The organism is Jeotgalicoccus huakuii, assembly GCF_036665975.1.
GTDB classification, from domain to species: Bacteria; Bacillota; Bacilli; order Staphylococcales; family Salinicoccaceae; genus Jeotgalicoccus; species Jeotgalicoccus marinus.
The window spans coordinates 17350-37180 of sequence record NZ_JAVIYN010000010.1 but is presented as its reverse complement, the minus strand read 5'-3'; the positions used below and the strand labels follow the sequence as shown (position 1 = coordinate 37180).

Annotated in this window: 21 protein-coding genes; all 21 read left to right on the top strand. The window is 36.9% G+C overall.

Annotated elements, in window-relative coordinates; all coding sequences use genetic code 11:
• The first annotated feature begins 3 nt into the window (after positions 1 to 3).
• The 21 genes from V6E76_RS06595 to V6E76_RS06495 all read left to right on the top strand — a co-directional run bounded on the left by V6E76_RS06595 (position 4) and on the right by V6E76_RS06495 (position 19814).
• Positions 4 to 3390, top strand: a complete 3387-nt coding sequence (locus tag V6E76_RS06595; RefSeq protein ID WP_247351584.1) for a dynamin family protein — start codon at positions 4 to 6, stop codon at positions 3388 to 3390.
• A gap of 4 nt (positions 3391 to 3394) precedes the next feature.
• Entirely contained in the window at positions 3395 to 4270 is an 876-nt protein-coding gene (locus V6E76_RS06590; protein WP_247351583.1) for a 5'-3' exonuclease, read from the top strand.
• 2 nt (positions 4271 to 4272) lie between these two features.
• Complete coding sequence (locus V6E76_RS06585; RefSeq protein WP_026866301.1) at positions 4273 to 4671, top strand: ribonuclease HI family protein; 399 nt, start codon at positions 4273 to 4275, stop codon at positions 4669 to 4671.
• 50 nt (positions 4672 to 4721) lie between these two features.
• Entirely contained in the window at positions 4722 to 4892 is a 171-nt protein-coding gene (locus V6E76_RS06580) for a zinc-finger domain-containing protein (protein ID WP_084145695.1), read from the top strand.
• Positions 4893 to 4906: 14 nt separating this feature from the next.
• Positions 4907 to 5188, top strand: a complete 282-nt coding sequence (locus V6E76_RS06575) for a NifU N-terminal domain-containing protein (RefSeq protein WP_499797733.1) — start codon at positions 4907 to 4909, stop codon at positions 5186 to 5188.
• Between the two features lie 41 nt (positions 5189 to 5229).
• Complete coding sequence (locus tag V6E76_RS06570; protein ID WP_499797732.1) at positions 5230 to 6018, top strand: virulence factor; 789 nt, start codon at positions 5230 to 5232, stop codon at positions 6016 to 6018.
• A gap of 2 nt (positions 6019 to 6020) precedes the next feature.
• On the top strand, positions 6021 to 6461 hold the full coding sequence (locus tag V6E76_RS06565; protein ID WP_247351579.1) for a BrxA/BrxB family bacilliredoxin: 441 nt from the start codon (positions 6021 to 6023) through the stop codon (positions 6459 to 6461).
• Positions 6462 to 6663: 202 nt separating this feature from the next.
• Positions 6664 to 7617 carry a thymidylate synthase gene (locus V6E76_RS06560; protein ID WP_247351575.1) on the top strand — a complete coding sequence of 318 codons (954 nt, stop codon included), beginning with the start codon at positions 6664 to 6666 and terminating at the stop codon, positions 7615 to 7617.
• 8 nt (positions 7618 to 7625) lie between these two features.
• Positions 7626 to 8099 (top strand): dihydrofolate reductase, encoded by a 474-nt coding sequence (locus V6E76_RS06555; RefSeq protein WP_026866298.1) that lies wholly within the window; start codon positions 7626 to 7628, stop codon positions 8097 to 8099.
• A 3-nt stretch (positions 8100 to 8102) separates the two neighbouring features.
• Positions 8103 to 8654 (top strand): DUF2140 family protein, encoded by a 552-nt coding sequence (locus tag V6E76_RS06550; protein WP_247351572.1) that lies wholly within the window; start codon positions 8103 to 8105, stop codon positions 8652 to 8654.
• Between the two features lie 10 nt (positions 8655 to 8664).
• The gene (gene msrA, locus V6E76_RS06545; protein WP_166626695.1) at positions 8665 to 9186 is read left to right on the top strand and encodes a peptide-methionine (S)-S-oxide reductase MsrA; all 522 of its coding nucleotides are present in this window, start codon (positions 8665 to 8667) and stop codon (positions 9184 to 9186) included.
• Positions 9186 to 9620, top strand: a complete 435-nt coding sequence (gene msrB / locus V6E76_RS06540; protein WP_026866295.1) for a peptide-methionine (R)-S-oxide reductase MsrB — start codon at positions 9186 to 9188, stop codon at positions 9618 to 9620. Before msrA ends, msrB begins: the two co-directional genes overlap by 1 nt.
• Positions 9621 to 9842, top strand: coding sequence for a YozE family protein (locus V6E76_RS06535; RefSeq protein ID WP_026866294.1), 222 nt, complete (start codon positions 9621 to 9623; stop codon positions 9840 to 9842). It begins immediately after the preceding gene.
• Between the two features lie 12 nt (positions 9843 to 9854).
• The gene (gene deoD / locus V6E76_RS06530) at positions 9855 to 10571 is read left to right on the top strand and encodes a purine-nucleoside phosphorylase (protein ID WP_026866293.1); all 717 of its coding nucleotides are present in this window, start codon (positions 9855 to 9857) and stop codon (positions 10569 to 10571) included.
• A 71-nt stretch (positions 10572 to 10642) separates the two neighbouring features.
• On the top strand, positions 10643 to 12220 hold the full coding sequence (locus V6E76_RS06525) for a S41 family peptidase (protein ID WP_240921832.1): 1578 nt from the start codon (positions 10643 to 10645) through the stop codon (positions 12218 to 12220).
• A gap of 96 nt (positions 12221 to 12316) precedes the next feature.
• Complete coding sequence (gene murG, locus V6E76_RS06520; protein ID WP_166626696.1) at positions 12317 to 13393, top strand: undecaprenyldiphospho-muramoylpentapeptide beta-N-acetylglucosaminyltransferase; 1077 nt, start codon at positions 12317 to 12319, stop codon at positions 13391 to 13393.
• Positions 13390 to 14013: a phosphatase PAP2 family protein gene (locus tag V6E76_RS06515; protein ID WP_247351569.1), complete on the top strand. Its 624-nt coding sequence runs from the start codon at positions 13390 to 13392 to the stop codon at positions 14011 to 14013. The genes murG and V6E76_RS06515 overlap by 4 nt, the downstream gene beginning before the upstream one ends.
• A gap of 92 nt (positions 14014 to 14105) precedes the next feature.
• Complete coding sequence (locus V6E76_RS06510; protein WP_166626697.1) at positions 14106 to 14726, top strand: GNAT family N-acetyltransferase; 621 nt, start codon at positions 14106 to 14108, stop codon at positions 14724 to 14726.
• Positions 14727 to 14862: 136 nt separating this feature from the next.
• The gene (locus V6E76_RS06505; RefSeq protein ID WP_026866289.1) at positions 14863 to 15537 is read left to right on the top strand and encodes a response regulator transcription factor; all 675 of its coding nucleotides are present in this window, start codon (positions 14863 to 14865) and stop codon (positions 15535 to 15537) included.
• Complete coding sequence (locus tag V6E76_RS06500; RefSeq protein ID WP_166626698.1) at positions 15534 to 16907, top strand: sensor histidine kinase; 1374 nt, start codon at positions 15534 to 15536, stop codon at positions 16905 to 16907. Before V6E76_RS06505 ends, V6E76_RS06500 begins: the two co-directional genes overlap by 4 nt.
• Before the next feature lie 108 nt (positions 16908 to 17015).
• Positions 17016 to 19814 carry a 2-oxoglutarate dehydrogenase E1 component gene (locus tag V6E76_RS06495; RefSeq protein ID WP_247351567.1) on the top strand — a complete coding sequence of 933 codons (2799 nt, stop codon included), beginning with the start codon at positions 17016 to 17018 and terminating at the stop codon, positions 19812 to 19814.
• The last annotated feature ends 17 nt before the right edge of the window (positions 19815 to 19831 follow it).

The window sequence follows — 19831 nt, the reverse complement described above, 5'->3', positions numbered from 1 at the left end:
TCGTTGTCAGCACAAGGGGAAGAAAAAGAAACACTAAATCGTTTATATAAGTTAAAAAAAGAAATACTAAAATCAGATAATGATGTACTTGTATCTCAAATTGATCATGCCATACAAAAGACATACAACGAACAACTAGTATTCTCTTTTATTGGCCATTACTCTGCGGGGAAATCAAGCTTAATCAATCATTTAATTGGTATGGATATTTTACCATCCTCACCGGTACCAACGACAAGTAACACAGTCAGTGTTCAAATCAGTGAAGATAATAAGATTGAGGCTTTTATTAATCAATATCAATATGCAACAGTAAATGATTATGATGAGTTAAAAATTCTCAACACTCTAGATCTAGATATCCAAGCAATTACAATGGACGTTCAACATGATGATTTCAATATAAATACAGTGTTTCAAGATACACCAGGTGTAGATTCTAACACAAGTAGCCACGAAGAATCTGCCAATCGTTTTTTACTTAACAGTGATGTCATCTTCTTTACTGTGGAATATAATCATGTGGAAAGTGAACATAATTTAAAACTCCTGAGAGAGATACAGGAATTGAACATTCCACTATGTCTCATCATCAATCAGATTGATAAGCATGATGACCATGAACTGACTTTAGATACATTTCTAAGTCGTGTAAAAAGTACACTAGATAATTGGGACATTCATCCTGAACACATTTTTACTACATCTATATACGACACACCTTATAACCAGATTGACAACTTAAAAACTTATATTAAAGAAATAGAAAGTCGTAAGGAAATGGCCGAACGATACGACCAGAGAATTATGCATAATATCGAACAGAAACAGATTGAATACTTAGAAGACAAGATAGACGCGGTTGAACATAATTTGAATACGGATCGTCCACTAAACCTTGAACGTGCTAAAGAACGAATCCATTACTTGGAACAAGAAATTAACGAAGCACATTTGGACGATTTAAGATCCGACCAAGCAGTATTAGAAGACCATGTTAAGGATAATGTAAGAAAGCTAGTGAAAGACGCTTATATTTTTCCCCATCAAGTTAAGGATACCATCATAGAATATTTAAAGATACAAGCAGGTGAGAAGAAACCTACAGGACTATTTGGTAAAAAGAAAAAAGAAGAAGAGATGTTAAATACATCTGTAAATGATATAAAGGAAGTCATCCAGAAAGTTATCGATACAGAAATCAACGCCAATGTGAACAATCTCTATAAAACACTCGGCTTAAGTGGTCCACCCTTTAAATATGAGTGGCATAGCGACTTACTTGGAAAAGATGAAAATATTTCCTTAAACCAGAGCTATATTAAAAACTACTTTGACAAATTGAAATCTACTTTAGAAAGAGAAGTATCAACAAAAGCAAAAAGCCACCTCTCTCAACTAACGGTTGAGAATATGGGGGAGACAAAAGCATCTTCTACACTAGAACATGAAAAATCTTTGTACGTCGAAGTCAAACAACTTCTTGAATTACTCGAATCTCTTACAACAAAAAACTACCAGCATCTATATATTCATATGGATGACGAATTAGATAAGCTGAATCTAACAGAAGAAATCGAAATTGATACTTCAACAGATATAGTTCAAGACGATATAGAAAGTAGACATAATAATTTTACTGTCGATAATAATGAAACATATTCAGTTGATTATTTTAAACAAGTGAGTCAACAACTAGAAAATTTACCTCGCTATAACAACTTTAAGCACTTAATTGATCATAAAGTGCATAGAATAGAAACTGGCAAGGCGAATATCAGTGTGTTTGGTGGTTTTAGTGCGGGTAAGACGACCTTTATTAATGCCTTACTGGGTCAGGCCCGTCTAACAACAAGTCCGAATCCAACGACCGCGACTATAACAGAAATCAACGATAACAAGTCGAGTTCAGGGGAGATGAAGTCAGAAGCAGATCTCACTGAAACACTACAAACCTTATCTGGTGAAACACATGACACAGTAAAGGGTTATAAAAAATGGATGAAAGCAAACATTGATAAAGTTCAAGAAACTTATAAACCCTTACTTAGAGGCTTATTAAATAAATACGATCAATACGAACCTATTCTAAATAGTAAGCAAGATTTTGATACAGATACCTTAATAGAAATGATTAGTAATGATGAGGATGCCACCTTCATTCATAAAGCAAATGTATCTATTCCTAATGAAATTACTAAGCATTATAATCTCATTGATTCACCAGGTATCAATTCAATCAACCAAAGACATACATCAGAAACAAGAGATATCATCAGTCAAAGTGATATGATTATTTATGTTTCTTATTACAATCATGTATTTTCACGTTCAGACGAAACCTTCTTGAAATATATTCAATCATTAAAAGGGGAAGATTTCCCGCTGATTTTTATTATTAACGCGGTAGATCTTATGAAGTCAGAAGACGACAAGGAAAAAGTCATCGACTATATGGCGAATGCCTTAAATAAATTACAGATTAAACATGTTATATATCCTGTGTCTTCTAAAAAAGCGATCCAATCTGGTGATCACGACTTCGATCTAGCGAAAACTGACATCAGAAAAATCGCTGATCAACAAGCAAGGAATGTTCAATTAAGAACATTAAGTGAAACGACAAATCAGTTAATCAATACTGTTGCTAGTAATATTAAACAGTTTGAAGATAGTGGACAAGAGCGCCAAAGAATTATTGAAGGTAGAAATGCGCTAAAGTCAGAGATAGAAAGCTTGAGCGCCAAGCAATTTATAAAAGTATTAAAACAAGAAATTGATATTATCTTAACTTATCTACCAAAACGTTTAGAACTTCAAGTCTATGATCATCTAAAAGGTTTAATTACAGTTTCTGAGATGAGAGATAAGCACTATCTGAGTAAACATTCTGCCTTGGTTAGTAAAAATATAGATAGCTATTTAACACTGGAAACTGGCGTTGCCTTTAATGCGATTTATAGACAAGCAGATAATTTAACAAATCAAAGATTGATACAGTTTAATGAACGTCTCGGTGAATTTGGTAGTGCTGGTTCATTATCAATAGACACCGCATATGCGGATGAACCCAAAATTCAAATTGACGAAACTGTGCTTCAATCATATGAAAAGGCACTCTATAAAAACCGTAAGGATTCATCAAGCTTTAGAAATACCTTACTCGATTTAGCGAAGGACTTAAGTGCGAGTATTAATATAGAGGCACTTGAAGGTGATATGGTTTCCTTAACAAAAGACTATCTTGAACGACTGGATTTGCAATTTATGGATGAAAAAGCTCAAGTTTATAAAGCGCTAAGAGAACCTGTAAAAGAAATTTCAGAAGAAGATTATAAAGCCGATCAAACACTTTATAGTAATCTTACTGATTTAATAATAGAGGAGTGAAGTAATGACTGGACAAACTATCATCATCGACGGCATGGCACTCTTATTTAGACATTTTTTTGCTACGAGCTTTCGTAATCAATTCATGTATAACAGTAAAGACCAACCAACAAACGGTGTACAAGGCATGTTGAGACATACCTTTAAACTCTTAGAAATTACCGGTGCAAAAAATGTGATCATCGCCTGGGATATGGGCTCAAAATCAGTTCGTAATGAGTGGTTCGATGGTTATAAAGCAAACCGTCCAGCACCGCCTGAGGAATTAAAACCCCAGTTCGATCTGATTAAAAACGTCATGCACGACCTCGGCTTTCATCAAGAAGGCGTCATCGGATATGAAGCCGATGATGTGATAGGGACGGTCTCTACACATATAGATGACTTAACTATTGTCAGTGGAGATAGAGACCTTCTACAGTTAATTAACAACACCAATAAAATACTTTTAACAAAAAAAGGCTATACAGAGTATCATCACTACGATATGGCGACTTTTACAGAACAGTTCGGCATTCACCCACGGCAGTTTATTGATGTGAAAGCCTTGATGGGTGATACGAGCGACGGCTATTCAGGTGTTCAGGGTATCGGAGAGAAGACAGCTTTAAAATTAATTCAGACACATGGCTCAGTTGAAAATCTTCTAAACACACTTGATACACTCACACCAAAAATGCAAGACAAAATACAGGCTGACTTAGAGTCACTAAATATGTCACTTCGTCTTGCTGAAATCATTAAGGATGTGCCTTTAAAAATGGATCAGCTTCTAGCCAATAGTCAGTATATCTATGATGAAGCTCAAACGATTAAAGTACTCCAGGACTATGACCTAAGAATCACTGAAAAATACTTAGGTTCATTGAAGTTAGTATAATTATGGCAATCATGTATATTGACGCTGCTGCTAGTATGTCGCCAAAGCTCTCAGCGGGTGGCATTGTGATTACGGGTGAAAAACTTGACCACAGTGCCTCCATATTCTTAGGAGAGATGGATAACCACCAAGCGGAATGGGCAAGTTTGGCCTTTGGAGTTGAAGAAGCCTTAAAACTTAAAATTACCTCACTAATCGTTTATACTGATTCTAAAATTATTGTTGATTCGTTCGATAAAAACTTCGTCAAAAATAAAGTATTTAAATTTTATTTTGATCAGGTCATTGGATTGACACGGCATATGGATATGTTTATCGTTTCGTATACACCGAGAAAGAAGAACAGTCGAGCAGATCAAATTGCAAAAGACCGTTTATATAAAGAGAAGAAAAGTCTATAATTATTAAGTAGAAGTATGTCACTAGCGAATTTTAGTAATGAGGTATGACAATGAACACAGAAGCACTTGAAAAAATTAATTACTTAGAGAAAAGATATTGTAAAGGCTGCCTGCTTAAACAAAGAAATCGTGAGGAAGGCAGCAAGGCCAGTGCTCATGCATTTTGCATCAGTGAATGCTCAGTGGGTATTGAAATGAAAATGCAAGGTAACAAATTATAGATGGAGGCAACAATATGGAAATTGTAAGAATAGAACCAACACCAAGTCCAAATACTATGAAAATTACTGTAAGTGAACCGAAAGACGATATGAAATCATCGACGTATAGAGAAATCACAGAGGATACGCCAGCTTTTATTGCGCGTGTTTTAGAATTAGAAGATGTGACGAGCGTCTTTCATGCTATGGATTTTATATCAGTAGATAAGAGTCCTAAAGTGGATTGGGACACTTTAATTCCACAAATTGAAGCAGTATTTAACGAAGGCTCGGATGGTGATTCAAAAAAAGTCTAACACCTGAGTCTAACTTTGGTGAAGTGACCGCTCAGGTGCTCATGTTTAAAAATATTCCTTATCAATTAAAAATAAATGATGGTGAGGAACATCGTCGTGCTTTATCTGAAAAATTTACACAGGCGGTTGAACAAGCGACACTTCCTGAAGACAATATTATCTTCGGCCGTAAGTGGGTGGATTTACAAGTCAGATATGGTACGAGCGAAGCAGTCCTTGAAGAATTGACTGAAGAAATGGATGCGCTCTACCCTATGGAGCGACTCGATCAATTAGTTAAAGAGGCTCAAGCAAAAATTCAGCCAGAACCGAAAAAATACTTTAAAGTATCAATAGATGACTTTAAAAATGCACCGGACTGGAAAACTCGTCTGTATATGTTAAATCACTACGACACACCAGATGAAAGTGACTATGAGTTTTTAGCTTATGCACTAGAAGATGAAAAGCTTCAAGTACGTCGTATGGCGGTTGGCCTCTTGGCGATGATTGAGTCTAAAAACACCTTGCCTTATTTAAATAAAGCAATAGAAGACAAAGCGATTCCTGTTAGACGTACGGCAGCAGATGCTTATAGTGACTTAGGCTTTAAAGAAGGGCTAGATGATATGTACCAAGCCCTAAATGACACAAGCCCGATCATCCGTTGGCGTGCAGCGATGTTTATCTATGAGACCGGTGATGAATCAAGTCTACCTATTTTAAGGACACACCAAAACGACCCTCAATATGACGTCAGATTACAAATAGAAATGGCGATTACGAGAATCGAAGAAGGCGAGTCAGCACTCGGCAGTGTGTGGAAACAAATGCAGAACAGGGAGAGATAAGTATGGATGCATATCAAGCTTACATGAGAGAAATAGCAGAACCGATGAGACGAGAACTAACGAACTATGACTTTACTGAACTCTTAGAGCCATCGGACGTAGATCAATATATGAAAGACGCAAATGATGATACGACCACTTTTGTTGTGATTAATAGCGTTTGTGGTTGTGCAGCAGGTTTAGCGCGTCCAGCAGCAGTAACAGTTGCCAGCCAAAATCCGATTAAGCCAGACCGTTTGGCAACAGTTTTCGCTGGTCAAGAAAGACCTGCAACTGAAACGCTAAGAGGGTATATAGATAAACCTGCATCGAGTCCATCTATGGCCTTATTTAAAGGACAGGAACTCGTAAGTTTCTTAGGTCGTTCAGATATAGAGAACAGAGCTATCGAAGATATTATGACAGACATCAAAGACGCTTTTGATACACATTGTGCAAAATAAAAAGGAAAGGGAATATTCCCTTTCCTTTTTTACACTTTTAGAATGACTTATTCGTAAATGCACATACTAATCATGTATAATGCTAGTAAAGATAAACCAATTGTAAATAAGATTTCCATCTTCAGCACTCCAAACTAATTGTTTTACTCATTCATTAATATTAATTATATAGAATTAAACTATAAAAGAAAAGGGTGGTTTTATGAATTCCTTTGACCTAGCTTATCACCAGTTACTCGAACGCATACTAGATGCGGGAACGACTAAGAATGATCGCACAAATACAGGTACAAAATCAATTTTCGGTCATCAGATGCGCTTTGATTTAAGTGAAGGGTTTCCCTTATTAACGACCAAGAAAGTATCTTTTAAATTACTTGCAACAGAGCTAATCTGGTTCTTAAGAGGCGATACGAACATCAAGTATTTACTTGAATACAATAATAATATTTGGAATGAATGGGCCTTTAAAAATTATGTAGAGTCTAATGATTATCTTGGTGAAGATATGACTGACTTTGGACACCGATCCTTGAAAGACCCGGACTTTAAAGCAGTTTATGATGAAGAAATGGCGAAATTTAAAGCACGTATTTTAAACGATGATGAATTTAGCCAAAAATACGGCACATTGGGTAACGTCTACGGTAAACAATGGCGTCATTGGGAAGGCAAAGACGGCGTCGTCATCGATCAAATCAAAAATTTGATTGAGGGGATTAAAACTAAACCTGATTCGAGACGTCATATTGTCAGTGCATGGAATCCAGCTGAAATCGAAACGATGGCACTGCCGCCTTGTCATACACTCTTCCAATTTTACGTCAGTGAAAATAAGTTAAGCTTACAGCTCTATCAACGCTCAGGCGATGTATTTTTAGGGGTACCGTTTAATATTGCCAGTTATAGCTTACTGCTTTGTTTAATTGCTCGTGAAACGGGTTATGAGGTTGGGGAGTTTGTTCACACAATTGGTGATACCCATATCTACTCTAATCATTTTGAAGCAGTCAATACACAGCTTGAACGCACGAGCTATGACCCTCCAAAACTTGTCATTCACACTGACAAATCAATATTTGACTTGGAATATGAAGACTTAGAAATTATAGATTATCAATCGCACCCGGCTATTAAAGCGCCGATTGCAGTTTAGGAGGCACTATGGTTGCATTAATTGTTGCACACGCTAATCAAAATGTTATCGGCTTTAATGGCGACATGCCTTGGTCACTGCCAAATGACCTAAAGCATGTTAAGAAGCTGACAACCAATCAAACTATCGTCATGGGAAGAAAAACATTCGATACTCTAGGGAGACCCTTACCAAATCGGACAAATGTCGTTTTAACTTCTGATAAAAACTATCAAAGAGATGGTGTTGAAATCATTCATCACATTGATGAGATTGAAAAACTTCCTGGTAAAGTATTTATCTTCGGTGGAGCAACCATCTACGAACAAACCATGCATATAGTTGACGAGATGTATGTCACAGTCATTGATGAGACTTTCGGCGGTGACACATTTTTCCCGAATTATAATATGAATGATTGGGAAATTAAAGACGAAGAAAAAGGCGTAGTAGATGATAAGAATATATATCCTCATACCTTTTATCATCTTGTGAGAAGGTAAAGTATGATGCACAAACTATGGATGATATTATTCTTTACGCTACTTTTAATCAACCTAATTATCGTTGTCATTGTCGCCTCATTTTTTAACCAGGACTATGAGGAAAGTGATTTGACGGGAACAGAAAATTCGCCTCAAGCACTTACATTCATCTTACCGAACCAAACAATAGAAACACTAATCAATGACAATCTACCCTATGAAAACTTTAATGTTGACATAGACACATCAGGAGTAACGGTCAATATTGAATCTCGGGTCTTAGGCATTCCCATTCGCTCATCAGTTCGAGGTGCACCAATTGTTGATGGCGACAACATTGTCATTCCATTAACAGACTTAAACTTAGCGGATTTACCCTTAAGTGAAGACACCTTATATTCTGCACTTAAGACCTTTTTAGATTTACCTGAAGGGATCACCATGGCGGATGGTAAAAAAGAACTTATCATTGATACGAAGATCTTTGAACAGTATTTTGGCATCGGCCTACAAGTCAACAAAATAGACTATGAAGCCGACACATGGTATTTTTCAATTAACAACATTTTCTAGGAGGCACATTATGACAATAGCAACTTTAGCCGGCGGATGTTTCTGGTGTTTAGTTAAACCATTTGATCAGTGGGACGGTGTGAAACAGATTACATCAGGCTATTCTAACGGTGAAGAAGAAAATCCATCATATGAATTAATCTCAACAGGAACAACAGATCACGTAGAAGCTGTTCAAGTTGAATTTGATGACTCTATCATTTCCTATAGAGAAGTTTTAGAAATCTTCTTTAAAACATTTGATCCGACTGATACTAACGGTCAGTTTGGAGACAGAGGTCCACAGTACAGACCAGCAATCTTCTATCACGATCAAGCACAAAAGGAAACTGCAGAAGCAGTCATAGAAGAACTCGATTCACAAAACATTTTCCCTGGCCCAATTAAAACGCCAGTGCTACCTTATAAAAACTTCTATCCAGCAGAAGAGGAGCACCAAGACTTCTACAAGAAAAACCAAGGTCACTACAAGGCGTATTATAAAGGTTCTGGTCGCCAAGGATTTATAGAAAATATATGGGGTGAAAAATAATGGCAAGAAAAAGTGTAGAAGAATTATCTGACTTAGAACGTCAGGTCATGAAAGAAAATGGAACGGAAGCACCATTTGAAAATGAATACTGGAAGCATTTTGAAGAAGGTATCTATGTAGATAAGTTAAGTGGAAAACCTCTATTCACATCTAAAGATAAATTTGATTCATCATGTGGTTGGCCAAGCTTCTCTAAATCTCTTGATGAAGGGGATGTTTCTGAACATGTAGACACTTCTTTTGGTATGCGTCGTACAGAAGTGAGAAGTGAGAGCTCTGATTCACATCTAGGCCATGTTTTTCCTGACGGTCCAAAGGAAACAGGTGGACTTCGCTACTGCATTAATTCAGCGGCAATTGATTTCATTCCAAAAAGTGAGCTCGAGAGTCAAGGTTACGGTGAGTTTGTCAATTTGTTGGAAGAAAATAAATAGATGAAAGATCGCTCATATTACCAATATATGAAAACTGAAGTGGGTGCAAAAACGGACATCGGTAAACTTGCAACACACATTTCAGAAGATCTATCATTTCCCAAGCACTCAAAAGATTACGGAGAAATTTCAGATTATCTTGAAAAGAACCCTTATCTTCATATATCATTAGATACGTTCGATGAAAGTTTTTTTGAATATAAAGAATGGCTAAAATCTTAAGGAGATGACAAGATGAGTATTCACATTAATGCAAAACAAGGCGATATTGCAGACACTATTTTACTACCAGGTGACCCACTACGTGCAAAGTATATTGCTGAAACATTTTTAGAAGATGTTGTTTGCTATAACGAAGTTCGTAACATGTTCGGTTATACCGGGACATACAAAGGTAAAAGAATTTCAGTTCAAGGTACAGGTATGGGTGTCCCATCTATATCTATTTACATTCACGAGCTTATGCGTGAATACGGTGTTAAGAACTTAATTCGTGTTGGTACTGCTGGTGCCCTTAAAGAAGAAGTAAAAGTTAGAGATGTTGTCATTGCCCAAAGTGCAACGACAGATTCTTATCAAAATGCTAAACTTTTCAACAATGTTTCTTATGCACCAACATCAGACTTTGACTTACTATTAACATCTTACAATGAAGCTAAAAAGCGTGGATTAGATGTTAAGGTAGGTAACGTTTATACTGCCGATTCATTCTATGATACTAAGACTGACACAAAACAACTTGCAGATTACGGTGTACTTGCAGTTGAGATGGAGTCAGCAGCCTTATTTACAATCGCTCAAGAGTACAAAGCAAGAGCGCTAGCAATCTTAACAATCTCTGACCACTTAATAACTGGAGAAGTAACAACTGCTGAGGAAAGACAAACAACATTCAACGATATGATTGAAGTTGCACTTGATGCAGCAGTACCATTTATCGAAGAACAGTGATTTCACTGTTCTTTCTTTTATTTGATGAAAGAAACTGATAATATATGAGTAATATACGTAGTAGAAATTAGGTGCATAAGTTGAGCGAAGAAAACAATGAAAAGAATGTCGGCCATAGGCTTAAATCTCTACAGATTAATGTCTTTTGGTTTATCGTTATTATACTGACGACGATTATAATCAGCGTAGTGATTACAGCTGTCGCGATGTCTAATAACCAAGAGCGCGCAGTTAACGTTGGCACTGATACGCGTACTGAATTTGCCAAGCTATATAATGTCTATGACACTTTAACTGAAAACTATTATGAAGATGTTGATCAAGATGCTCTAATTGAATCATCAATTAAAGGTATGGTTGAAGGTTTAGATGACCCTTATAGTGAATATATGAATATCGACGAGACTGGAGAATTTGAAGAAAGTATTACAGGTGACTTCGAAGGTATTGGCGCTGAAATCATGCAAGAAGGCAACAAAATCTTAATTTCTAGTCCAATGAGAGGGTCGCCCGCTGAAGAGGCAGGTCTAGAACCAGGCGATCAGATTCTTGCAGTTGATGGGGAGTCAATAGAAGGTATGACAACAACTGAGGCTGTCCAGTTGATTCGTGGAGAAAAGGGAACAGATGTCACCTTAACGATCCAACGCGGTGAAGCTAGTCCAAGTGATATCACTATTACCCGTAATACTATACACATTGATAGTGTAACGTATGAAGAAATTGAAGGCGTCGGGCACATCTCTGTTAACAGATTCCAACAAGGCACGACTGAAGAGTTTGAGAGGTTCTTTAATCAAGCTGCAGAAGATGGGGTAGAAGAACTCGTTATCGACTTCCGTTATAATCCAGGTGGACTCTTAAACGAAGCAGTGACACTAATTAACCAATTCGTTGATAAGGACACCACTGCACTTTACCTTGAAGATAATCAAGGTAATCAGCAAGAACTCCTCACAGAGAATGAAAAGAATCCGAATGCTGAGCAGTTCGATGAAGTTTATGTACTCATCAATGAGGGTTCAGCAAGTGCTTCAGAAGTGTTTACAGGTGCACTATCTGACTTAATCGACATTAAAACAGTCGGTACAACGTCATTCGGTAAAGGTGTCGTACAAAGAACGAGTGAATTTAAAGACAATTCCATGTTGAAATATACGAATACTAAATGGCTAACACCGAATAAGACATGGGTACAAGATGAAGGTATTACACCGGATATTGAGCTGATCACACCTGATCACTACAGAATCGAACTGCTCACTGAAGATGAAGTGTTCACTGAAGGTCAAACAAATGAGAAAATCTTGTCTATTAAAGTCGCTCTTGATGCACTCGGCTATGATATTTCAACATTTAATTCGACCTTCGATGAAGAACTTACAAGTCAGGTTGAAGCCTATCAAAATGCCAACGATTTACCAGTAGACGGTATCGTAACTGGCGAAACAACAACAAGTATTATTTCAGATGTTAGATCACTCATCCAAGAAGAGGATGCTCAGCTCAACTATTTAATTGATTACATTAATAGCGACATGTCTATTATGGAAATTGAACAAGAAGCGAGAAATAATGCCACACACATTCCTGTTGTTGAAGAGGAAGAACAAAACCTTAGAGATGATAGCGAAGAGACAGAAGAATAAGACTAAATTCCGTACAATAATCTTGTACGGAATTTTTCTTGTAGAGCTTATCTAAATAGTTTAAAGTTAAGATTAACAAGTATTATGGAGGCGCTTATGGTTTCTACAAATAAAAAAGCAATGCTCACTGGTGGTGGAACAGTCGGGCACGTTATGCTCAATAAATTACTTATTCCTGAACTTATAGAAAGAGGGATAGATCCACATTACATCGGTTCTAAAAAAGGAATAGAAAGAGAAATTATTGGCACCACTAATATTCCATTCCATGAAATTTCAAGTGGAAAGCTAAGACGCTATTTATCTTTTGAGAATCTTAAAGACATCTTTAAAGTTTTAAAAGGTGTGACTGATGCAAAAAAAATCTTAAAACAAGAACAACCCTTATTCGTCTTTTCTAAGGGCGGCTTTGTCTCAGTCCCTGTCGTTTTAGCAGCAGCGGCAAAAGATGTCCCTGTCTATATACATGAATCCGACTTAACACCTGGATTAGCAAATAGAATTGCAAGTAAATTTGCAACTAAGGTCTTCTGTACATTTGAAGAAACAACACGTCATTTCACTGACGTAAAGGCAGAATACTTAGGACCAGTATTAAGAACAGAACTGAATACTGGTAATAACGAAACTGGCTATGAGATCAGCCATTTCACAAGTCAAACGCCAGTTCTATTAATAATGGGTGGCTCACTTGGTTCAAAGAAAATCAATGAATTTGTATGGAGTCACTTGTCGACACTGTGTGACAAATATCAAATTATTCACCTTACGGGTAAGGGAAACAAAAACGACAGTGTGAAGCATGATCGCTACCTTCAACTGGAGTATGCAGATGAGGATTTAAAGCATCTACTCGCAATTTCTGATGTTGTAATTTCAAGAGCAGGTTCAAATGCAATTTTTGAATTTCTGCTCGCTAAAAAACCAATGGTTTTAATTCCACTTGGTTTAGATCAAAGTCGTGGGGATCAAATCCAAAATGCCAAGCATTTTAAAAAGCATGGCTATGCAGAAGTAATTGAAGAAGATGATTTAAATCTAGACAACCTACAAAATAAATTGACACACATCGATGAGAATTACAGTGAAATTACGATTAAAATGACACAGTTTAAACACGCTTATCAACCAAGTGAATTCGCAGATAAGCTAATCGAGGAGGCAGAGAAGTGAGCCGACAAAAGAAAATATCCTTATTTTTAGTGTTCACTTTAATTTTTGGTGTCATAGCAATATTCCATGAGTCTAGGCTCGGCCGCTGGATCGACCGAGAAGTCTATGAATTTATCTATGCCTCTGAAAGCTTCATTACCACAGCATTAATGCTAGGTTTTACTCAGCTTGGTGAACTTTTATCTATGATTGTTATGTCATTAATAATGATTTCTATCTTAATGCTGTATAAACTTAAAATTCATACACTGTTTTTCATTATTTCAATGTTGATTTCAACAGTTTTAATCCCAGTATTAAAAAATTCTTTTGATAGAGAACGTCCAAGCTTTTTAAGATTAATTGAAATCTCAGGTTTCAGTTTTCCGAGCGGCCATGCAGTCGGTTCCACCATATTTTTTGGTTCCGTTGCTCACGTCATAAAAGAAACGAATTTAAATAATAAGGCGCTATTAATGACCATTTGCGCTACCTTCATCTTGATGATTTCGTCTTCAAGAGTTTACCTCGGTGTCCATTATCCAACCGACGTCTTAGCCGGTGTCATCATCGGTCTTGCCGTTGTTATTGGCACCAGTGCGCTCATGCACAACAAGTTTAAAAAGCGGCTTCGATTTTAAGATCGGAGCCGTAATTTTTTTGATTGCTAAAGGTGAGTAGGGGAATTATAATTGATTTGCTTTAGAAATATTTTAAGACGGCAGGTGATTTTATGGTGATAAATTTATATGAAAACATCACACTTGAAAACGACAGAATTAGACTTCTTCCGATGCAACTCAGTCATGCAGAAGAATTACAGGCAATAAACCATGACAGTATTTGGACTTATATGCTTTTTCAAGCGACTACAGAAGATACAATGCGTGAATGGATTCAAAGTGCCATAGACTTACGTGGTGAGATGAATACAATTCCCTTTGTTGTCGTCTTAAAATCTACAGGAGAAGTCGTTGGCTCAACGAGAATCCAACATATTGATTACGAGCGTCAGAGCTGTGAAATCGGTGCATCATGGTTTGGTACTAAAGCCCAGCGCACCTTCATTAACTCCGACAGCAAATTCCTATTACTCGAATATTGTTTTGAGGTATTGAACCTCATGCGGGTTCAAGTACGAGCAGATGAAAGAAATGAGCGTTCGAACAAAGCGATCGAACGCATTGGTTTTACAAAAGAGGGCATTATAAGAAAGGAACGTGCACTACACGGTGTTCCTAGAAATCTGATTATCTATTCAATTATCGATGACGAATGGCCTGAAGTTAAAAAGAACTTATTAATTAAACAACAGAGCTATATGATGGAAACGCCATCTACTATAGTGAGTTAATCTTTATATCGTAAAAAAGTGGAACTTATTTAAGTTCCGCTTTTTTTACTTTTATGTATATGTATTTATGACTGATGCTCATATTTCTTTAGTTTTCATTTTCATGATAATATTATAGAAAATGAGGTGGGTAAAGATGCCGAAAATATTAGTAGTAGAGGATGAAACGAATTTAGCACGTTTTATCGAATTAGAATTAAGCCATGAAGGCTATGAAGTAACGATTGCAGATGATGGGCAAGAGGGTTTTAATCTTGCTTATGATAATGATTACGATGCCATTCTTTTAGACTTAATGTTACCAAAGCTGAATGGACTAGAAGTGTGTCGTAAATTAAGAAAAACGAAGAATACGCCGATTATTATAATTACAGCAAAAGGGGAGACCTATGATAAGGTTGTCGGCCTAGACTATGGTGCAGATGATTATATTGTTAAGCCTTTTGAAATAGAAGAGTTACTGGCGCGTCTTCGCGTGATAATGCGTAGAAACCAATCTGTTGAAGTGAACCATGACACTGTTGAATTACATGGCATCCAAATCGATACAACCGCCTATACTGTATCGATTGATGATCAGCCGATTGAACTGACAAAAACTGAGCATGAGTTACTTTATTTACTTGCTAAGAACACTGGTATTGTTATGAAAAGAGAACAGATTTTAGATATTATCTGGGGCTATGATAGTGAAGTTGAGACCAATGTCGTCGATGTATACATCAGATATTTGAGAAACAAGCTTAAACCTTTCGAGAAGGATAAGGTTATCGAAACGGTTCGTGGCGTCGGTTACGTGATTCGACAATGAATACGAACAAATCATTACGTTCCCAGTGGCTAAAATTATCTATACTTATCATTACAATTACCTATCTTTTATTTAGTTCACTTTTAATTTATGCCACGAGTGTTTATTTAAAAGATCAAGAATACCGATCTGTTTCAAGGGCATTGGATGATGTGAGTACGCTCTATGCCAATCAAGCTTTTAATACCATTACTGAGCGAGACATATACTCTAGCTTAATTGACAACCAACAGATGGCTTTATATACATTAAGTGGTGAGGAAGTATACAGATGGCCAGCGCGTTCTGAATTGTATTTTGAATTGGATTTTCAGCAATCGGACAACCCTTTGATTAATGAGAAAAGTATTGAGGGGGATGATTATTTAGTTGCGACTCAGATGATTCAATCTGATTTTTGGCATGGCTATGTTGCAGTCATCCATCCGCTCAATGAGTATAATACAATTATTCGAATGATGCTGTTCATCGCAACAATTATCGGGTTCTTATCTATCACGTTTACGTCTGTTATTTCTTACTTCTTTTCAATCCAGATGGTTAAACCCATCGGTCGATTTACCAATCAACTGAAAAAGATTGAAAACCAAGGCTTTGCTGAACGTTTGGAACTAAAAACGAATATTGTTGAAACAGACTATATGATTGAATCCTTTAATAATATGATGGATGCCCTAGAGGAATCCTATAATCAGCAAAAGCAATTCGTTGAAGATGCTTCACACGAACTTAGAACACCCCTACAAATTATTCAGGGTCACCTACAGTTGATCAATCGATGGGGGAGAAATAATCCTGAAGTACTCGATGAGTCACTCGGTATCTCTATAGATGAATTAAAGCGAATCAATCGTCTAGTTGAAGAGTTATTACTACTGACTAAAAATGAAGGTTCGGAGTATGTACAACCCGATTTGGTTAACATTAATGATGAGATTGAAAGTCGTTTATCAAGCCTTAGAAAAGTGCATCCAGACTACATGTTTACAACCGACTTTACTAAGGCGAATCTTATGTATCCTATCAACAACTATCACTTTGAACAGATGCTCATTATCTTCTTAGATAATGCCATTAAATTCGATAAAGAAAACAAACATATCACAGTATCAACTGAAGTTGATAATAAGGGTGATGTATTGATTGAAATAAGCGATAGTGGAATCGGTATTCCTAAAGATGAAATCGATCAAGTGTTTAATCGTTTTTACCGCGTTGATAAATCAAGAAGTCGTCAACAAGGTGGCAATGGACTCGGTCTCTCTATTGCTAAAAAAGTAGCAGAATTGTACCGTGGACAGGTCTGGATTTCTAGTGTTGAAGGTCAATCGACCACTGTTCATATCAAATTTCCAAAAGTTCAAAAATAAGCGAGATTAAATTTACACTTATCAATGTTCGTGCTTTAAAGAAGAGGCACAAAATGGTAAAGTTTAGGTATAAAGAGTATTAAAAAAATAAAACGAGGTGGCAGTACAATGCAAGAAAGAGAATTTGAGAATGCACCACTTAGATTTGGTACAAATCTTGGTTTAATTCTTGAATATTTTGACATGTACAAGAATGACCCAGATTCAGTATCAGATGAAATGAAGTATCTTTTTGATAACATTTCAACTGATCAGGAAGGTAATACTCGTCAGGACGGCAAGCAGTTATCTGCTGCAGGACAAGACAAGATTAAAGGGATTTTACAATGGCTAAACGACGTTCGTCAATATGGTCATTTAAAAGCCGATGTGTATCCAGTATATGCTCCAGAAATTGATAATGCACCAGATTTTGATTTCAATGCATACGGCTTCCAGGATGCGGATTTAGAAGCTCTACCAGCAAGTATCGTATCAGAAGCGATGGCTGATAAGTTCGATAATGCCTTGGATGCAGCACGTTATTTAGAACAGGTTTACACGTCTCCTTTATCTTATGAATATACGCACATCAACAATAGCGAGGAAAGAGAATGGTTACAAAACGCTATTGAAAGTGAAGGCGAAGTGAATTTATCAGAAGAAGAAAAACTTCATCTGTTTAAAGAACTTGTTAAAACAGAAGGATTTGAAAAATACCTTCACAAAAACTTTGTTGGTGCAAAACGTTTTTCTATTGAGGGTGTAGACTCACTTGTACCCATGTTAGATCACTTATTACAACGCATGGCGGATGAAAATATTCCACATCTACAAATTGGAATGGCACACCGTGGTCGCTTAAATGTACTCACACATACATTACAAAAACCTTACGCTATGATGTTAAGTGAATTTATGTCTACCGACCCAATGAAATTCTTACCAGAAGACGGTTCACTAGAATTGACGAATGGTTGGATGGGCGATGTTAAATATCACTTAGGTGGTGTGAAAACAAGAACAGACAAAGGAATCACACAGACTGTTACACTTGCTAATAACCCATCACACTTAGAGATTGTTGGACCCGTTGTCCAAGGACGTACGCGCGCACAACAAGATTCAACAAACCAAAGTGGTAAAGCAGTACATGATACTGATAATTCACTTGGTGTGATCATTCATGGTGACGCAGCCTTCCCTGGACAAGGTGTTAACCCTGAATCAATGAACTTATCAAACCTCGCAGGCTATACGGTTGGTGGGGCACTTCACATCATTACGAATAACCGTATTGGCTTTACAACAGAGGAGTGGGATGCACGTTCAACACTATATGCATCTGATATCGCTAAAGGCTTTGATATGCCAGTATTCCACGTCAATGCTGACCGCCCGGAATATGTTTTACGCGTCATTGATATTGCAATACAATATCGTCAGAAATTCAAAAAAGACCTTGTAATTGATTTGATTGGTTACCGTCGTTATGGTCATAACGAAATGGATGAGCCAATGACAACAAACCCTAAACTTTATAATGAAGTTCATGAATATCCAACTATTGATAATCTTTACGGTGATCAACTTGTTGAAGAGGGTGTCTTAACAAAAGAAGACAAAGAATCGATTATGCAAGCAATTCAAGATGAATTAAGAGCGGAACATGACAAGATCAACAAAGATGATACGATTGTCACTAAAGATATCAAGACACCTGATGAAATCTTAGAAGGACAGTCAAATGATCAAGAAACTGAAATCTCTAGAGAGAGATTAGCGAAGATCAATGAAGAGCTGTTAACATACCCGGAGGACTTCAAACCACTTAAGAAATTAGGTAATGTTTTAGATCGTCGTAAGAAACCATTTGAAGACGACACAGCACTTGTTGACTGGGCACATGCTGAAGCCCTTGCATTTGCAACAATTAACCAAGACGGTACGCCAATTCGATTTACAGGTGAAGATGCAGAACGTGGTACATTCGCTCAACGTCATGCTGTTTTACATGACCCAGAGACAGGTAAAAGACATACACCACTTCACAACATCAGTGATTCTAAAGCATCATTTGAACTTTATAACTCACCATTAACTGAGATGGCGGTTGTTGCTTATGAGTATGGTTACAACGTTGAGAACAATGAAGCTATGGCAATTTGGGAAGCACAATACGGAGATTTCTCCAACATGGCCCAAGCAATTTTTGATGTATTTATGTCAAGTGCCCACTCTAAATGGGGTGAAAGAACTGCCTTAACTTTACTTCTACCACATGCTCAAGAAGGACAAGGTCCTGAACACTCATCTGCACGTTTAGAGAAGTATTTACAGCTATGTGCAGAAAATAATATGACAGTGGTTAACTTGTCTAGTAGTGCAAACTACTTCCACATTTTACGTAGACAAGCGAAATACTTGAACACTGAAAAAATGCGTCCACTCGTTGTAATGTCACCTAAGAGTTTGCTTAGAAACTCAACAGCCAGCCAACCTGTAAGTGAATTTGTAAACGGTCAATTCAAAGAAATTATTGTTCCGGAATACAAGAAAACTAAAGTTAAAACTGTTGTAATTGCAAGTGGTAAAGTCGCTGTAGATATACTTGAAGCAGAAGCGAAAAACGAATCACCTAACGATGAATTACTCATCATTAGACTTGAACAGCTATATCCATTCCCAAGCGAGGCAATTAAAGAAATCTTATCTGGCTTAACGAATCTTAGTGAAGTACGCTTCGTTCAAGAAGAGCCACAAAACCAAGGTGCATATCACTTCGTTCTACCGTACTTGCTCGATATCGTACCATCTAAAGCGACATTAAATTATGTAGGAAGAAAACCAAGTGCTTCAACAGCCGAAGGTAACGGTGGATCTTACAAACTAGTACAACAAAGTATCATCGAGAACGCTTTAAAATAATAGGAGGTATTATATAA

Excerpts from the sequence above, each read along its gene's own strand:
- V6E76_RS06510 (WP_166626697.1), top strand. The coding sequence starts at position 14,106 with ATGGTGATAAATTTATATGAAAACATCACACTTGAAAACGACAGAATT.
- V6E76_RS06580 (WP_084145695.1), top strand. The coding sequence starts at position 4,722 with ATGAACACAGAAGCACTTGAAAAAATTAATTACTTAGAGAAAAGATAT.
- V6E76_RS06585 (WP_026866301.1), top strand. The coding sequence starts at position 4,273 with ATGGCAATCATGTATATTGACGCTGCTGCTAGTATGTCGCCAAAGCTC.
- V6E76_RS06495 (WP_247351567.1), top strand. The coding sequence starts at position 17,016 with ATGCAAGAAAGAGAATTTGAGAATGCACCACTTAGATTTGGTACAAAT.
- msrB (WP_026866295.1), top strand. The coding sequence starts at position 9,186 with ATGGCAAGAAAAAGTGTAGAAGAATTATCTGACTTAGAACGTCAGGTC.
- V6E76_RS06570 (WP_499797732.1), top strand. The coding sequence starts at position 5,230 with ATGTTTAAAAATATTCCTTATCAATTAAAAATAAATGATGGTGAGGAA.
- deoD (WP_026866293.1), top strand. The coding sequence starts at position 9,855 with ATGAGTATTCACATTAATGCAAAACAAGGCGATATTGCAGACACTATT.
- murG (WP_166626696.1), top strand. The coding sequence starts at position 12,317 with ATGGTTTCTACAAATAAAAAAGCAATGCTCACTGGTGGTGGAACAGTC.
- V6E76_RS06575 (WP_499797733.1), top strand. The coding sequence starts at position 4,907 with ATGGAAATTGTAAGAATAGAACCAACACCAAGTCCAAATACTATGAAA.
- V6E76_RS06535 (WP_026866294.1), top strand. The coding sequence starts at position 9,621 with ATGAAAGATCGCTCATATTACCAATATATGAAAACTGAAGTGGGTGCA.
- V6E76_RS06560 (WP_247351575.1), top strand. The coding sequence starts at position 6,664 with ATGAATTCCTTTGACCTAGCTTATCACCAGTTACTCGAACGCATACTA.
- V6E76_RS06500 (WP_166626698.1), top strand. The coding sequence starts at position 15,534 with ATGAATACGAACAAATCATTACGTTCCCAGTGGCTAAAATTATCTATA.
- V6E76_RS06590 (WP_247351583.1), top strand. The coding sequence starts at position 3,395 with ATGACTGGACAAACTATCATCATCGACGGCATGGCACTCTTATTTAGA.
- msrA (WP_166626695.1), top strand. The coding sequence starts at position 8,665 with ATGACAATAGCAACTTTAGCCGGCGGATGTTTCTGGTGTTTAGTTAAA.
- V6E76_RS06555 (WP_026866298.1), top strand. The coding sequence starts at position 7,626 with ATGGTTGCATTAATTGTTGCACACGCTAATCAAAATGTTATCGGCTTT.
- V6E76_RS06505 (WP_026866289.1), top strand. The coding sequence starts at position 14,863 with ATGCCGAAAATATTAGTAGTAGAGGATGAAACGAATTTAGCACGTTTT.
- V6E76_RS06565 (WP_247351579.1), top strand. The coding sequence starts at position 6,021 with ATGGATGCATATCAAGCTTACATGAGAGAAATAGCAGAACCGATGAGA.
- V6E76_RS06550 (WP_247351572.1), top strand. The coding sequence starts at position 8,103 with ATGATGCACAAACTATGGATGATATTATTCTTTACGCTACTTTTAATC.